Here is a 16,460-nt window from a genome sequence, read left to right as displayed (position 1 = left end):
CTTAGCGCGGGAAAGCTGGCGGGTTTACACCGGCCATGTCTTCCATCACGCGAACCACCTGGCAGCTGTAACCGAATTCGTTGTCGTACCAAACGTACAGAACAACGCGGTTGTCTTGGGTGATGGTCGCTTCCGCGTCCACTACGCCTGCGTGGCGCGAGCCCACGAAGTCGGTGGAAACCACTTCCTGCGAATTGACGTAGTCGATTTGCTTATGCAGATCGGAGTGCAGCGCCATGTAACGCAGGTAATCGTTCATTTCTTCGCGAGTGGCGGCTTTCTCGAGGTTCAGGTTGAGAATGGCCATCGACACGTTTGGCGTCGGAACGCGGATCGCGTTGCCGGTCAGCTTGCCGGCCAGCTCAGGCAAGGCCTTGGCAGCTGCGGTGGCCGCACCGGTCTCGGTGATTACCATGTTCAATGCGGCGCTACGGCCACGGCGATCGCCTTTGTGGAAGTTGTCGATCAGGTTCTGGTCGTTGGTGTACGAGTGAACCGTTTCAACGTGACCGTTGACGATGCCGAACTTGTCGTTGACCGCTTTCAGCACCGGCACGATGGCATTGGTGGTGCAGGAAGCGGCGGAAACGATCTTGTCTTCAGCAGTGATTTCGCCGTGGTTGATGCCGTGAACGATGTTCTTCAGCTTGCCTTTGCCAGGCGCGGTCAGAACAACGCGGTCGATACCCGGGCAGGCCAGGTGCTGGCCCAGGCCGTCGGCGTCACGCCATACGCCGGTGTTGTCCACCAGCAGCGCGTCTTTGATACCATACTGGGTGTAATCCACTTCAGTCGGGTTTTTCGCGTAGATAACCTGGATCAGGTTGCCGTTGGCGGTGATGGTGTTGTTTTCTTCATCAATGGTGATGGTGCCGTTGAACGAACCATGAACCGAATCGCGGCGCAGCAGGCTGGCGCGTTTGGTCAGGTCGTTTTCGGCGCCTTTGCGCACCACGATGGCACGCAGGCGCAGACCGTCGCCGCCACCGGTTTTTTCGATCAGGATACGTGCCAGCAGACGACCGATACGACCGAAGCCGTACAGCACGACGTCGGTGCCTTTACGGGCGGAAACGTTTTGCTGGCCAACCACGTCAGCCATTTCTTCCCGGACGAACTGCTCGGCAGTGCGGCCCTTGCCTTCGTTACGGAATTTGAACGCCAACTTGCCCAAATCTACCGAAGCTGCGCCGAGCTTGAGCTCGCTCATGGCTTTAAGCAGCGGGAATGTTTCGTGGACGGAGAGTTCGCTGTCGTCGGTGGAGCGGTGGCGAGCAAAGCGGTGGGCTTTGAGAATCGCGATGACAGACTGGTTGATCAGGCTGCGGCCATAGATCGAGCTCACCACGTTGTTATTGCGGTAGAGCTGACCAATAAGCGGAATCATCGCTTCTGCGAGTGCTTCACGGTCGATCCATTCACCAAGACACTGGTCGGGCTTCTGAGTCACGGGAACCTTCCACATGTAGGGGCAGAAAAAAGGGGCTACATTATGCCGCCGTGTGCCTCTCGTAGCAATGCGCGCCTGTCGTGCGATCGGTAACAAATTTCCCTGCAAAAAAATCACACACCGTTGAAGCCCAGTAAAACCGTGGCTTTCAGCGCAGTCATTTTTTTGGAGACATCGCTATCTTGTCCGTAACCCTCCGTAACACTCAGTCGTTTTGCCACTACATAATCGGTCATTTTCAGGCAAAAACCGGCGGATTTTGTCTTTACCACTACATTTCGCAAACCTGCGTAATAGACGCAGTCTGCAACTGACAGGCGGCACCCGGGGCCGCTACAATTACCGACTTTGTCGCAACGCTTGGAGCTCAACCTTCCGTGCCCGTTCTGCGTCTACCGCTTCTCCCTGCCGCGGCAGGTAAACAGCATTGGGGCAACCTGCCCGGTGCCGCCCTGAGCCTGGCCATCGCCGAGGCTGCCAGCGCTGCCAAGCGCTTTACCCTGCTGCTGACTGCCGACAGCCAAAGTGCCGAACGGCTGGAACAGGAGCTGAGTTTCTTCGCTCCGGATTTGCCGGTGCTGCATTTCCCGGACTGGGAAACGCTGCCCTACGATCTGTTCTCGCCGCACCAGGACATCATTTCCCAGCGCATCGCGGCCTTGTATCGATTGCCGGAGTTGAGTCATGGCGTGCTGGTGGTGCCGATCACCACGGCCCTGCACCGCCTGGCGCCGACCAAATTCCTGCTCGGCAGCAGCCTGGTCCTGGACGTCGGCCAGAAGCTCGATGTCGAGCAAATGCGCACTCGGCTCGAGGCCAGTGGCTATCGCTACGTCGACACGGTCTACGAGCACGGCGAATTCACCGTCCGCGGCTCGCTGATCGATCTGTTCCCGATGGGCAGCAAACTGCCGTTCCGGATTGACCTGTTCGACGACGAAATCGAAACGCTGCGGACCTTCGACCCGGAAAACCAGCGCTCCATCGACAAGGTGGACACCGTTCGCCTGCTGCCGGCGAGAGAGTTTCCGCTGCAAAAGGATGCGGTCACTCGTTTCAAGGCACGCTTCCGTGAGCGCTTCGATGTCGACTTCCGTCGCTGCCCGATCTTCCAGGACCTGAGCAGCGGGATTACCCCGGCGGGCATCGAGTACTACCTGCCGCTGTTTTTCGACGAAACGTCCACGCTCTTCGACTACCTGCCCCAGGACACGCAAGTGTTTTCCCTGCCAGGCATCGAGCAAGCCGCAGAAAACTTCTGGAACGATGTGCGCAATCGTTATGAAGAGCGCCGCGTTGACCCTTCCCGTCCTTTATTGCCGCCCGCCGAACTGTTCCTGCCGGTGGAAGACTGCTTCGCCCGCCTGAAAAACTGGCCGCGCGTGGTGGCCAGTCAGCAAGACGTTGAAACCGGCGTTGGTCGCGAACGCTTCCCCGCTCGGGCACTGCCCGATCTCGCTATCGAAGCCAAGGCCACCCAACCGTTGGCAGCGCTGGCCGGTTTCCTCGATGACTTTCCCGGTCGCGTGCTGTTTACCGCCGAGTCCGCAGGCCGTCGCGAAGTGTTGCTGGAATTGCTGGAACGCTTGAAGCTGCGACCGAAAACCGTCGACAGCTGGCCGGACTTCGTCGCGAGCAAGGAGCGCCTGGCGATTACCATCGCGCCGCTCGACGAAGGCCTGGTGCTCGATGATCCGGCCCTGGCGCTGGTTGCCGAAAGCCCGTTGTTCGGTCAGCGGGTGATGCAGCGCCGGCGCCGCGAAAAACGCGCCGATGCCAACAACGATGCAGTCATCAAGAATCTCACCGAGCTGCGCGAAGGTGCGCCGGTGGTGCACATCGATCACGGTGTCGGTCGCTACCTGGGACTCGCAACCCTGGAAATCGACGACCAGGCCGCCGAGTTCCTGACCCTGCAATACGCCGAAGGCGCCAAGCTGTACGTGCCAGTGGCCAACCTGCACCTGATCGCCCGTTACACCGGCAGCGACGATGCCTTGGCGCCGCTGCATCGCCTCGGCTCGGAAACCTGGCAGAAAGCCAAACGCAAAGCCGCCGAACAGGTGCGCGACGTGGCGGCCGAATTGCTCGACATCTATGCCCGCCGCGCCGCGCGCGAAGGGTATGCCTTTGAAGATCCGAAAGCTGACTACGCGACGTTCAGTGCCGGCTTCCCGTTCGAAGAAACCCCGGACCAGCAAACCACCATCGAAGCCGTCCGCGCCGACATGCTCGCGCCGAAACCGATGGACCGGCTGGTCTGCGGCGACGTCGGCTTCGGCAAGACCGAAGTGGCGATGCGTGCCGCCTTCATCGCCGTTCATGGCGGTCGCCAAGTTGCGATTCTGGTGCCGACCACCCTGCTCGCCCAGCAGCACTACAACAGTTTCCGCGACCGCTTCGCCGACTGGCCGGTGACCGTTGAAGTGATGAGCCGCTTCAAGTCGACCAAGGAAGTCAACGCGGCGGTGGCAGACCTCGCCGAAGGCAAGATCGACATCGTCATCGGCACGCACAAACTGCTGCAAGACGACGTCAAGATCAAAAACCTCGGACTGGTGATCATCGACGAAGAGCACCGTTTCGGGGTGCGCCAGAAAGAACAACTGAAGGCGCTTCGCAGCGAAGTCGACATCCTTACGCTCACCGCCACGCCGATTCCGCGCACGCTGAACATGGCGGTGTCGGGCATGCGCGACCTGTCGATCATCGCCACGCCGCCGGCACGTCGCCTGTCGGTGCGGACCTTCGTCATGGAGCAGAACAAGAGCACGGTCAAAGAGGCCCTGCTCCGTGAGCTGCTGCGTGGCGGTCAGGTCTACTACCTGCACAACGACGTCAAGACCATCGAGAAATGCGCCGCCGACCTCGCCGAACTGGTGCCGGAAGCACGGATCGGCATCGGTCACGGGCAGATGCGCGAACGCGAACTCGAACAGGTGATGAGCGACTTCTACCACAAGCGCTTCAACGTGCTGATCGCCTCGACCATCATCGAGACCGGCATCGACGTACCAAGCGCCAACACCATCATCATCGAGCGCGCGGACAAGTTCGGCCTGGCGCAACTGCACCAGTTGCGCGGCCGGGTCGGTCGCAGTCACCACCAGGCGTACGCCTACCTGCTGACGCCACCACGCCAGCAAATCACCGCGGATGCGGAAAAACGCCTGGAGGCGATCGCCAACACCCAGGACCTCGGCGCGGGCTTCGTGCTGGCCACCAACGACCTGGAAATCCGCGGCGCCGGCGAACTGCTGGGCGACGGTCAAAGCGGGCAGATCCAGGCCGTCGGTTTCACGCTCTACATGGAGATGCTCGAACGTGCGGTGAAATCGATCCGCAAGGGCGAACAACCCAACCTCGACCAGCCGTTGGGCGGTGGTCCCGAGGTCAACCTGCGAGTGCCGGCATTGATTCCGGAAGACTACCTGCCGGATGTGCATGCGCGCCTGATTCTGTACAAGCGCATCGCTTCGGCTACCGATGAGGAAGGCCTCAAGGACCTGCAAGTGGAAATGATCGACCGCTTTGGACTGCTGCCGGAGCCGACCAAAAACCTGATGCGCATCACCGCGCTGAAGTTGCAGGCCGAGCTGTTGGGCATCAAGAAAATCGACGGTGGTCCGCAAGGCGGCCGTATCGAGTTCGCGGCGCAGACGCCGGTCGATCCGCTGACGCTGATCAAACTGATCCAGGGCCAACCCAAACGTTACAAATTCGAAGGGGCCACGATGTTTAAATTCATGGTCCCGATGGAACGCCCGGAAGAGCGCTTTAATACTGTAGAGGCACTGCTTGAGTGCCTCGTTCCGAAAACTGCTTGAAGGACGCCGCATGCGCCTGTTCCGCTCACTGACTCTGCTGCTGACCCTGGCCACGCCCGCGGCTTTTGCCGATGATCTGTATCAGATTGAAATGATTCTGGTCCGGCAAAACGCCGTGCCCGCGATTGTCAGCCGCGCCGCACCGGAAGACTGGGCTGCCGGTGCCCAGCCCATCAGCCCTGAGAGCCTGCGCACGCCGAGCCTGAATGGCGAAGTGGAAAAGCTCACCGCCAGCAACGATTACACCGTGTTGCTACACAAGGCCTGGCAACAGAACCTCGGCGAAGAGGCGAGCAAAATCGCGGTCAGCGACGGCACGGAACAGTTCGGCCAATTCCCGATCGAGGGCACGTTGAGCCTGAAACTGGGGCGCTTCACCGACGTCGATGCCGACTTCTGGGTCAACCAGATCGACAGCAATGGCCTGGTCACCGCCAGCGAACGCCTCAAGCAGGAAAGCCACACCAAGAACGGCCTGCTGAACTTCCTCGACAATGGCCACCTTGGCCTGCTGATCAAGATCACCTCGCTCACCGCCCCTGCGCCTCGGCCAGTCCCCGATGAAATTCCGGACTGATTGAGTCCTTATGCCCGCGACCCTGAGCAAACCCCTCGCACCGTCCTGGGTCAGCCGCTTCAAGGAACAAAGCCTGGAGCGCGGCCGTCGCTACGCGCTGGAGAACCGCGTCAGGATCATTGAGGCCGGCGACGCAACGATTGCTGCCGTGTGCGAAGGTTCTGGCGGTAACGTCTACCGTCAGACCATTCGCCTGCGCGAGTCGGCCAAAGCCACACTGCTGATGGTCGATGCCACGTGTACCTGCCCGGTTCGCAGCAACTGCAAGCATTGCGCGGCCGTGTTGCTGAAAGTGCAGGAAACCCTCGCCTACCCCGCCGCCGCGCAAGACGCCGAACTGCTGGAGAAACTTCAGGCGGTCCTGGAAAACCGCAGCCCGAAAGCGCCTCCGCAAGTGCTGGTGGACAACGTGCAACCCGTGCCGCGCCTGTGGCTGGCGAGCATCGAGTTCAGCGCCTTCGAACCGCGCAACGGCAAGATGCAACGCTACATCCAGCACCGCGCGGCGCTGTCCTTCAGCTACCTGGATGAATACGTCTGCGGGCAGAAGAATACTGACATCCTGATTCGCCAGGAAACGCAGACCTTACGGATAAAACGCCACCCGGAAGTGGAACAGGCCTACAGGGAACAGTTGCGAATTCTCGGCTTCAAGGTCGCCACCCGGCAAAGTAAAGCGCTACCGGAAAGTGCCGGCGAACTCTATGAAATGGTCAACGACAGCGCCTGGCTGACCTTCACGCTCAATGAATTGCCGAAGCTGCGCACCCAGGGCTGGGAATTGCAGATCGACGAGGATTTCGGTTTCGACCTGACCGCCGTGGACGACTGGTACGCTACCGTGGAGCAGGCGCCGGAGCGCGACTGGTTCGATCTGGAGCTGGGGATCATCGTCAACGGCGAGCGGCTGAGCCTGCTGCCGATCCTGCTGAACCTGATGCGCTCCCACACCGAAATCCTCAACCCGGAACGCCTCGCTCGGCGTCGCGACGACGAGCTGATCCTGGTAAACATCCCCAATCGCCCCAACTCCGAATATGGCCCGCTCCAGGTAGCCCTGCCCTTCGGTCGCTTGAAACCGGTGCTGGCGACCCTCGGCGAGTTCTACCTGCAGGAGCCCGGCGAAACCACGCTGCGCCTGAGCAAGGCCGATGCGATTCGCTTGAACCCGCTGGAGGACATGCCGCTGCTGTGGGAAGGCGGCGAGCAGATCCGTACCTTTGCCCAGCGCCTGCGCGACATCAAGGACTACACCGCAACGGCGCCCGACGGCCTCAACGCGACCTTGCGTCCGTACCAGCTGGAAGGTTTGAGCTGGATGCAATCGCTGCGGCAACTGGAAGTGGGCGGAATTCTCGCGGACGACATGGGCCTGGGCAAAACCCTACAGACCCTGGCCCATGTGCTTAGCGAAAAAAACGCCGGACGCCTTGATCGGCCGTGCATGGTGGTGATGCCCACCAGTCTGATTCCCAACTGGCTCGACGAAGCGGCGCACTTCACGCCGCAGCTCAAGGTGCTGGCGCTGTATGGCGCCAGTCGTAAAAAGCATTTCGAGCATCTGGCCGATTACGACCTGATCCTGACCACCTATGCGCTGCTGCCCAAAGATGTCGAACGCCTGGCCGCGCAGCCCTTGCATGTGCTGGTGCTGGACGAAGCGCAGTACATCAAGAACCCGAACAGCAAAGCCGCCCAGGCCGCGCGCGAACTGAACGCGCGCCAGCGCCTGTGCCTGAGTGGTACGCCACTGGAAAACCACTTGGGTGAACTGTGGTCGTTGTTTCACTTCCTGCTACCCGGTTGGCTTGGCGACGTCAAAAGCTTCAACCGCGATTACCGCGTGCCGATTGAAAAGCGCGCCAGCGAGGTACGACTCCAGCACCTGAACGGGCGGATCAAACCGTTTCTGCTACGCAGGACCAAAGAGCAAGTGGCGACGGAATTGCCGCCGAAGACCGAGATCATCCACTGGGTCGAACTCAACGAAGCCCAGCGCGATGTGTACGAGACCATGCGCCTGGCCATGGACAAGAAGGTTCGCGACGAGATCACTCGCAAAGGTGTGGCGCGCAGCCAGATCATCATCCTTGAGGCGCTGCTGAAGCTGCGTCAGGTGTGCTGTGACCTTCGACTGGTCAACGACGCTGCCCTGCCGACGCGCGGCAGCACCTCGGGCAAACTCGATAGCCTGATGGAAATGCTTGAGGAATTGTTCGAGGAAGGCCGGCGGATTCTGCTGTTTTCCCAGTTCACTTCAATGCTCGCGCTTATTGAAGTCGAACTGAAGAAACGCGGCGTCGACTATGCGCTGCTGACGGGCCAGACCCGTGACCGACGCTCGCCAGTGAAAGACTTCCAGAGCGGCAAGCGTCAGATCTTTCTGATCAGTTTGAAGGCGGGTGGCGTAGGCTTGAACCTGACGGAAGCGGACACGGTGATTCACTACGATCCGTGGTGGAACCCGGCGACAGAGAACCAGGCGACCGACCGTGCCTACCGTATCGGCCAGGAGAAACCGGTGTTCGTGTACAAGATGATTGCCCGTGGCACGGTCGAGGAGAAAATTCAGCATCTGCAGAAGGAAAAGTCCGACCTCGCGGCTGGCGTGCTGGATGGACGCAAGGCCGGGGACTGGAAGTTGCAGAGTGATGATATTGAGGCGTTGTTTGCGCCGTTGCCGGAGAAGCTGGAGACCCGCTGAGTCTATGGCGCCTGATAAATTGTCATCGCGAGCAGCGCTCGATCCCACAAGGGATCGTGTTTACCTCGGGGCAACACACAATCCCTGCTCGCGAAGGGGTCAACTCACTGAAAAACCCGCCTCAGCCCTTCAACACTCGAGCCAACGTCGACTTGACCTTACCCATCCCGTCATGCAAAGCCTGCTCGATTTCCGCCATGCTGATCACCGCCGTCGACTTGCCCGCCGCCGGGTTCACCACCAGCGCCAGACAGGCGTAATCCAGCTCCAACTCACGGGCCAGTGCCGCTTCCGGCATTCCGGTCATGCCGACGATGTCGCAGCCGTCACGCTCCAGCTTCGCGATTTCAGCGACAGTTTCCAGACGAGGACCCTGCGTGCAGGCGTACACGCCCTGACTGCTGTAATCCACACCTTCGGCAGCCAACGCCGCGATCAGCTGCTGACGCAGCGGCTCGCTGTAGGGGTAGCTGAAGTCAATATGGGTGACGTGCTCCAGATCATCGGCAAAATAGGTGTGCCGGCGACCGCTGGTATAGTCGATCAGCTGATGCGGCACGCAAAAATGCCCGGTGCCCATCGCCGCATGAATCCCACCGACGGCGTTGACCGCGAGGATCGCTTCGGCACCGGCCTGTTTCAGTGCCCAGAGATTGGCCCGGTAGTTGACCTGATGCGGCGGGAAACGGTGCGGATGACCATGGCGTGCCAGGAACAGCACTTCCTTGCCGGCGTACTCACCCACTTGCACCTCGGCAGAAGGCGCGCCGTAAGGGGTGTCCACCGCCAGTGACTGACGAATGTCCAGACCTTCGAGTTGAGTCAGGCCGGTGCCACCGATAATCGCGTAAACCGTCATAACGTAAAGTCCTTATTCAATCAGTTGAGCTTCTTTGAGCGCGCCGATGGCTGTCAGCCAGCGCGGGTCTTGACGGTATTCAGTGCTCGCATACGCCTGGCCGCGCATCCGCGCAATGCGCTCGGACGGTTTGATCTGCAGACGCTGAGCGGCGCTCAAGGCGAGTTCCGCTGCCGCGCGGTCGTTGCATACCAGGCCCATGTCACAGCCGGCGCTGAAGGCCGCTTCGATACGATTGGCGGCGTCACCGACCACGTGGGCGCCGGCCATCGACAGGTCGTCGCTGAAAATCACGCCATCAAATTGCAGCTCGCCGCGCAGAATGTCCTGCAACCAGCGACGGGAGAAGCCGGCTGGCTGGGAATCGACTTGCGGGTAGATCACGTGGGCCGGCATGACCGCGGCCAGCTGCTTGCTCAGCCGGGCGAACGGCACCAGATCGTTGGCGCGGATCTCGTCGAGGCTACGTTCGTCATTCGGGATCGCGACGTGGGAATCCGCCTCGGCCCAGCCGTGGCCCGGGAAGTGTTTGCCCGTGGCGGCCATGCCTGCGCTGTTCATGCCGCGGATGAAGGCGCCCGCCAGCAGCGCCGCGCGCTCCGGGTTACCTTCGAACGAGCGGGTGCCGACTACGGCGCTGCGCTGGTAATCCAGATCCAGCACCGGGGCGAAGCTCAGGTCGAGGCCAACGGCCAGCACTTCGGTGGCCATGATCCAACCGCATTGCTCAGCCAGGTATTCGGCGTTCGGATTGTCGGCGATGGCGCGCATGGCCGGCAGTCGCACAAAACCCTGGCGCAGGCGCTGCACGCGGCCGCCCTCCTGGTCCACCGCCAGCAGCAGATCAGGACGAATGGCACGGATCGCCGCGCTCAGCTCACGCACTTGACGGGGATGCTCGATGTTGCGCGCAAAGATGATCAGTCCGCCCACTTCGGGCTGGCGTAACAATTGGCGATCTTCGGCCGTCAGCCAGGTACCGGCGACGTCCACCATCAACGAGCCTTGCAGGCCAGCAGTCATAGAGATTCCTTGATAACGATAAACCCGGCTCGCACGCATTCGCCGCCTTGGGCTGTGCCCGGCAGGTCAACGATTGCAATGGGGAACGGGTTCAGAACGAGAGTCGGCATGGGCGGCTAGCTTAGCGGATGTCAGCTGCCGCGCCCACCCGTGTGCGGTTAAACCTTGGCGGCAACCTGTGTCGATTTGCTGCGCGGACGCAACTGCGCAGTGGCCATCGCCGTATCCGTCACGCCGGTTTCAGCACGCATACCCGCCGCCAGGAATGGCACCATCAAACGCATGACTTGCTCGATGGACGTGTTGACGCCGAAATCGGTCTCGGCAATTGCGCGCAAGGCCTTGATCCCGGACATGCTGAACGCCGCGGCGCCGAGCATGAAATGCACGCGCCAGAACAGCTCGATCGGCGGAATACGCGGCGCGGCTTCATTGACCAGCATCATGTAGCGGCGGAATACCTTGCCGTACATGTCCTCCAGATAACGACGCAAGTGGCCCTGGCTCTGACTGAATGCCAAACCCAGCAACCGCATGAAGATAGACAGATCGTTGCCGCTGCGTGGCTGCACCACGAGGGCTTGCTCGACGAGAATTTCCAGCAGCTCTTCCAGGGTCGGCTTGTTCTCGGGCTTGGCCTGGCGGCGCTCCAGCTCTTTATCGAGGCTCAGGCAGAACGGCCCGAGAAAGCGCGAGAAGACTGCCTGGATCAGCGCCTTCTTCGAGCCAAAGTGATAGTTCACAGCCGCCAGATTGACACCGGCCTTGCTGGTGATCAAACGCAACGAGGTTTCAGCAAACCCTTTTTCCGCGAACAGCTGCTCGGCAGCATCAAGAATGCGTTCAACGGTTTCCGACTGGGCCATGGCTACTCCGCCTGACAAACACTTGTTTGAAACATACGTTTCAGCCCAGGCCTTGTCAAGCCTGCCGGTTCGTTTTGGGAATGGTCGGTCAGCTATTTAACCATACATCTGCGCAGCATTAATCAGCACGCTGATCGACCGTCTGGCGGCCGGCAAAAAAAGGGGCATTGCCAAGATGCTTTCACTGTATATAATCCCAGGCACTGTATAAAAAGACAGAGCGATCAATATGCTAAAGCTGACGCCACGCCAAGCAGAGATTCTGGCCTTCATCAAACGCTGCCTAGAAGACAACGGCTACCCGCCGACCCGTGCGGAAATCGCGCAGGAACTGGGTTTCAAGTCGCCCAACGCGGCGGAAGAACACCTCAAGGCATTGGCCCGCAAAGGCGCCATCGAGATGACGCCGGGCGCTTCCCGCGGCATCCGTATCCCTGGTTTCGAAGCCAAGGCCGACGAGTCCACCCTGCCGATCATTGGTCGAGTGGCTGCCGGTGCGCCGATCCTTGCCCAGCAGCACATCGAAGAATCCTGCAACATCAATCCATCGTTCTTCCATCCGCGCGCTGACTATTTGCTGCGGGTTCATGGCATGAGCATGAAAGACGTCGGCATTTTCGACGGTGACTTGCTAGCCGTGCATACCACCCGCGAAGCCCGTAATGGCCAGATCGTGGTCGCGCGGATCGGCGACGAAGTGACAGTCAAACGCTTCCAGCGTGACGGCAGCAAAGTTTTTCTGATTGCTGAAAACCCTGAATTCGCCCCTATCGAAGTGAACCTGAAAGATCAGGAACTGGTGATCGAAGGCTTGAGTGTCGGCGTCATTCGCCGCTAAAAGGAGGCTTTATGCAGTTCCCACACACATCACAGCAAGCCCAACTGCCGTTGTTCGAGGCGTTCATGGTGCAGCCGATGGCGCCGATTCTGAAGGACGTGGTCGAGTCGCCGTGGAGCGCCGAACCTGAAGTTTTCAGTGAGCTGTCACTACGTGGTGCGGCCGGGAACTGCCTGAGTCTGCTGGCGCCGATCCTGAGAGAGTTGAGCGAGGATCAGGACGCACGCTGGCTGACGCTGATCGCCCCGCCCGCCAGCCTGACGCAAGCCTGGTTGCGGGACGCCGGCCTGAATCGTGAACGTATTCTGCTGCTGCAGCCACGCGGCACCCAAAGTGCGCAACAGCTGACCTGCGAAGCCTTGCGCCTGGGTCGCAGCCACACGGTCGTCAGCTGGCTCAATCCATTGAGCACCCACTCACGGCAACAGTTGATCAGCGCCGCCCGGACCGGGGACGCACAAAGCCTGAATATTCGATTGGGCTAAACGAAGTTCGCGCTGGACAACGCGAGGCTTCTCCAAGGACAGAGAAGCCGATCTGTAGCAGTATTAGTAAAAGCGACGAACGGAATCAGTGAAGGACCCGCGAACTCTCATCCGTATTGAAATCACCTTCAACCAAGCGACCGGCCATCTGAACGCCGACGCTCAACATCGCCTTGGCGACTTCCACGTGCTGGCCTTGCAGGAACGCTTTGGCATCCTCGGAGAAATCCAAAGTAACCAGAGAACCTTCGTCCTCAGCCCTTCGCAGCTCGATTCGGCCGTCTGGTAACTCGACAATTTCTAGAAAGGACGTTGGCATAAAGGTCTGTTCTCCACGAAAGGCGGGGATTATATAGGCATCGGCCAGGCTTCGCTCGGGATCTTGACCAGATGCCACTACCAAGAGAAATTTCTGACAGCTCTCGTCCATGAACGGACAGTGTTGCCACGGCCGTCGAGCGCTTAGCTCTTCAGCACTCGTTCAGACCTTCACGAAACCGGATTGCCAGACCTTTGAGGTTCTGCCGCCAGCTTTCCAGCTCCTCGCGACTCAACTCTTCCGGAACGTCCTCTTCATCCAGATTCACGGCCAGGATCAGCGGCTGTGTTACATCGCCCTTGGGCTTATGCGGTGCACGGGGCGGCTGGAACAGTGCTGCATGGGCCGACAGAAGCTTGGCCAGCCAGGTTTCGGGGTTTTGCGCCAGCTCGACCATCTCGGCCATTTCAGGAATGGCGATAGCCTCCAGCACGTCCCGGGTCAGCAGCAGTTCTGCCCGTGGTGCGCTGGCCTGCGGCAAACGGTAGAAGCCAGCGATTTCATGGCACAGCCCCAGCAGCGCGCCGTACAAATGGAACAACGCCGACTCGCGCCCGGCCTGAATCAGCGCCAGGGAATTCATCGCCCGCCCTTCTTCGGCTTTCGCGAGGGCTTCCAGCGACAGTCCGGCGAAATAAATCTTCTGGTTGGTACGGGTATAGAGTTCGTGGGCCATGACGGCAGCCTCCACAACGAAATAATTGCTCACGCGGGTCTGACAGTGTCGGGGATCACCCAAGCACACCGCAAGCCCAAAACAAAAGGCCGCATGAAAACCCGAGGGTTGTCATGCGGCCTTTGTGTGCGCTCCTTTTAAGCTTTGGCTGAAGGGCGCTTGTCTTCTACAGTCCACTTGGCGCCGTCGTAGTACGCCTTCCAGCCCGTCGGCTTACCGTCGACTTCCGTCTGCACGTACTGCTCTTTGGTCTTGCGGCTGTAACGGATCACGGCCGGGAGACCGTCCGGATCTTTCTTCGGCGCTTCGCAGAGGAAGTGGTACTTCGGATCGATCTCGTCCTTGTGCGGGATGATTTCCATGACCAGCGGAGCACGGGTCTCGCGGTTTTTCGGGAATTGACTCGCGGCCAGGAACAGACCAGAAGCACCGTCGCGCAGGATGTAGGTGTCGTTGACCTTTTCGCATTTCAGCTCAGGCATCTTCACCGGGTCCATTTTCGGCGGCGCCGCGTCGCCGCTTTTCAGCAGTTTGCGTGTGTTCTTGCACGTCGGGTTGGTGCAGCCGAAGAACTTGCCGAAACGGCCCGTCTTGAGCTGCATCTCACTGCCGCACTTGTCGCATTCCAGGCTCGGACCTTCATAGCCCTTGATGCGGTAAGTGCCCTCTTCGATTTCATAGCCGGCGCAATCCGGGTTGTTACCGCAGATGTGCAACTTGCGCTTCTCGTCGAGCAGGTAGGCATCCATTGCCGTGCTGCAGATCGGGCAACGGTGCTTGCCACGCAGTACCAGCGATTCCGACTCACCCTCGTCATCCGCGGCGATTTCGTCGCCCGGCACCAGGTTGACGGTGGCCTTGCAGCGTTCTTTCGGCGGCAGACTGTAACCCGAGCAACCCAGGAATACGCCGGTAGACGCGGTACGAATCTGCATCGGTCGGCCACAGGTCAGGCACGGGATATCGGTCATCACCGGCTGGTTGGCACGCATGCCGTTTTCCGCGCTTTCGGCTACTTCGAGCTTTTTCTTGAAGTCGCCGTAGAACTCGTCCAGCACGTTTTTCCAGTCGCGCTCGCCCTGGGCGACGTCATCGAGGTTCTCTTCCATGCCGGCGGTGAAGCCATAGTCCATGAGATTGGAGAAGCTCTCGGACAGACGCTCGGTGACAATGTCACCCATCTTTTCCGAATAGAAACGACGGTTGTGCAGCGCCACGTAGCCGCGGTCCTGGATGGTCGAAATGATCGCCGCGTAGGTCGAAGGACGACCGATGCCGCGTTTTTCCATCTCCTTGACCAGGCTCGCTTCCGAGTAGCGCGCCGGCGGCTTGGTGAAGTGCTGGGTCGGATCAAGCTTGATCAGCTTCATCGCGTCGCCCTGGGCCATGTCCGGCAGCACGTCGTCGTCGCCAGGCTTGGTGATTTGCGGCATGACGCGGGTGTAACCGTCGAACTTCAGGATGCGGCCCTTGGCGCGCAGCTCGAAATCGCCGGCGCCCACGGTCACTGTGGTCGACAGGTATTGCGCCGGCAGCATCTGGCAAGCAAGGAACTGGCGCCAGATCAGCTCGTAGAGGCGCTCTGCGTCTCGCTCCATGCCCGACAGCTTGCTTGGCTCGGTGTTGGCGTCGGACGGACGAATCGCTTCGTGAGCCTCTTGTGCGCCTTCCTTGCTGCTATAGACGTTCGGCGTTTCCGGCAGGTACTTCTTGCCAAACTCGCTTTCAATATAAGTACGCGCCATCGTCACGGCATCGGCCGAGAGGTTGGTGGAGTCGGTACGCATATAAGTGATGTAGCCCGCTTCGTACAAACGCTGGGCCATCATCATGGTTTTCTTCACGCCGAAGCCCAGGCGGTTGCTCGCGGCCTGTTGCAGCGTGGACGTGATGAAGGGTGCCGACGGTTTGCTGCTGGTCGGTTTGTCTTCGCGCTTGACGATGCTGTAGCTGGACGCCTTGAGCTTCTCCAGCGCGGCCATGGCCTGGGCTTCGTTGAGCGGCTTGAAGGCCTCGCCTTTCTCGCGGGCCACGTCGAAGCGCACAGTGGCGCCCTTGGCAGTGCCGAGGTCAGCGTGGACTTCCCAGTATTCTTCCGGGTTGAACGCGCGGATTTCCCGTTCACGCTCGACCACCAGTTTCACGGCAACCGATTGCACGCGACCGGCAGACAAGCCGCGGGCGATCTTGGCCCACAGCAGCGGCGAAACCATGTAACCCACCACGCGGTCGAGGAAACGACGCGCCTGCTGGGCATTTACACGGTCGATGTCCAGCTCGCCCGGCTTGGAGAAGGCTTCCTGAATCGCCTTCTTGGTGATCTCGTTGAACACCACGCGCTTGTAGCGGCTGTCGTCACCACCGATGGCTTCGCGCAGGTGCCAGGCAATGGCTTCCCCCTCGCGGTCCAAGTCGGTTGCGAGATAGATGGTGTCAGCATCCTTGGCGAGCCGGCGCAGCTCTTCGATGACCTTTTCCTTGCCCGGGAGGATCTCGTACTTGGCTTTCCAGCCATGATCGGGATCGACACCCATGCGCGAGACCAGCTGCTTGCGCGCTTTCTCTTTCGGCGTGAGCACCGGACCTTCACCCGCAGCAGCTTTGCCACGCTTGGCGGCTGGCTCTTTGCTGGCGCTAGCCGAACCGCTGGTGGGCAGGTCTCGGATATGGCCGATACTCGACTTCACCACGTATTGGTTACCCAGATACTTGTTGATGGTCTTGGCCTTAGCCGGGGATTCCACAATGACCAGCGATTTGCCCATGGATCAGAAAATTCCTGAATTCTAGAAGTGAAAGGCGGTTGGCGCCTGACGCGGCACCGCTATATATAGTG

The 16,460-nt window shown here is 60.1% G+C and carries 12 protein-coding genes; 5 read left to right on the top strand and 7 right to left on the bottom strand.

The window, feature by feature from the left end; translation table 11 throughout:
• Window position 1: 1 nt before the first annotated feature.
• Window positions 2-1,465, bottom strand: coding sequence for a glyceraldehyde-3-phosphate dehydrogenase (locus tag NTD84_RS09575; protein WP_262164902.1), 1,464 nt, complete (start codon window positions 1,463-1,465; stop codon window positions 2-4).
• Between the two features lie 362 nt (window positions 1,466-1,827).
• Here NTD84_RS09575 and mfd point away from each other — a divergent pair, with 362 nt between their 5' ends.
• The 3 genes from mfd to NTD84_RS09560 are packed head-to-tail and all read left to right on the top strand — an operon-like array spanning window position 1,828 to window position 8,558.
• Complete coding sequence (mfd, locus tag NTD84_RS09570; protein ID WP_262164901.1) at window positions 1,828-5,277, top strand: transcription-repair coupling factor; 3,450 nt, start codon at window positions 1,828-1,830, stop codon at window positions 5,275-5,277.
• Window positions 5,278-5,287: 10 nt separating this feature from the next.
• Window positions 5,288-5,854 carry a peptidoglycan binding protein CsiV gene (locus tag NTD84_RS09565; protein ID WP_262164900.1) on the top strand — a complete coding sequence of 189 codons (567 nt, stop codon included), beginning with the start codon at window positions 5,288-5,290 and terminating at the stop codon, window positions 5,852-5,854.
• A 10-nt stretch (window positions 5,855-5,864) separates the two neighbouring features.
• Window positions 5,865-8,558, top strand: coding sequence for a DEAD/DEAH box helicase (locus tag NTD84_RS09560; protein WP_262164899.1), 2,694 nt, complete (start codon window positions 5,865-5,867; stop codon window positions 8,556-8,558).
• Window positions 8,559-8,679: 121 nt separating this feature from the next.
• Here the strand turns inward: NTD84_RS09560 and NTD84_RS09555 are convergent, their stop codons facing one another.
• From NTD84_RS09555 to NTD84_RS09545, 3 genes are all read right to left on the bottom strand, one after another.
• Window positions 8,680-9,417 carry an S-methyl-5'-thioinosine phosphorylase gene (locus NTD84_RS09555; RefSeq protein ID WP_262164898.1) on the bottom strand — a complete coding sequence of 246 codons (738 nt, stop codon included), beginning with the start codon at window positions 9,415-9,417 and terminating at the stop codon, window positions 8,680-8,682.
• A gap of 12 nt (window positions 9,418-9,429) precedes the next feature.
• Window positions 9,430-10,440, bottom strand: a complete 1,011-nt coding sequence (gene nagZ, locus NTD84_RS09550; protein WP_262164896.1) for a beta-N-acetylhexosaminidase — start codon at window positions 10,438-10,440, stop codon at window positions 9,430-9,432.
• Window positions 10,441-10,598: 158 nt separating this feature from the next.
• Entirely contained in the window at window positions 10,599-11,306 is a 708-nt protein-coding gene (locus tag NTD84_RS09545) for a TetR/AcrR family transcriptional regulator (RefSeq protein ID WP_008028474.1), read from the bottom strand.
• A 229-nt stretch (window positions 11,307-11,535) separates the two neighbouring features.
• Between NTD84_RS09545 and lexA the strand changes: the two genes are divergently transcribed.
• Window positions 11,536-12,144, top strand: a complete 609-nt coding sequence (gene lexA / locus NTD84_RS09540) for a transcriptional repressor LexA (RefSeq protein ID WP_262164894.1) — start codon at window positions 11,536-11,538, stop codon at window positions 12,142-12,144.
• 11 nt (window positions 12,145-12,155) lie between these two features.
• Window positions 12,156-12,629: an SOS-induced cell division inhibitor SulA gene (gene sulA / locus NTD84_RS09535; protein ID WP_262164893.1), complete on the top strand. Its 474-nt coding sequence runs from the start codon at window positions 12,156-12,158 to the stop codon at window positions 12,627-12,629.
• Between the two features lie 85 nt (window positions 12,630-12,714).
• Here the strand turns inward: sulA and NTD84_RS09530 are convergent, their stop codons facing one another.
• The 3 genes from NTD84_RS09530 to topA form a co-directional block, all read right to left on the bottom strand.
• Entirely contained in the window at window positions 12,715-12,948 is a 234-nt protein-coding gene (locus tag NTD84_RS09530) for a hypothetical protein (RefSeq protein WP_008028479.1), read from the bottom strand.
• Window positions 12,949-13,099: 151 nt separating this feature from the next.
• Entirely contained in the window at window positions 13,100-13,624 is a 525-nt protein-coding gene (locus NTD84_RS09525) for a DUF6586 family protein (RefSeq protein WP_262164892.1), read from the bottom strand.
• Window positions 13,625-13,761: 137 nt separating this feature from the next.
• Window positions 13,762-16,389 (bottom strand): type I DNA topoisomerase, encoded by a 2,628-nt coding sequence (topA, locus tag NTD84_RS09520; RefSeq protein WP_262164891.1) that lies wholly within the window; start codon window positions 16,387-16,389, stop codon window positions 13,762-13,764.
• Between the last annotated feature and the right edge of the window lie 71 nt (window positions 16,390-16,460).

It is taken from the genome of Pseudomonas sp. 14P_8.1_Bac3, from assembly GCF_025466085.1.
Classification (GTDB): domain Bacteria; phylum Pseudomonadota; class Gammaproteobacteria; order Pseudomonadales; family Pseudomonadaceae; genus Aquipseudomonas.
The sequence above is the reverse complement of the archived record's forward strand: the minus strand, read 5'-3'. Positions and strand labels throughout refer to the sequence as shown.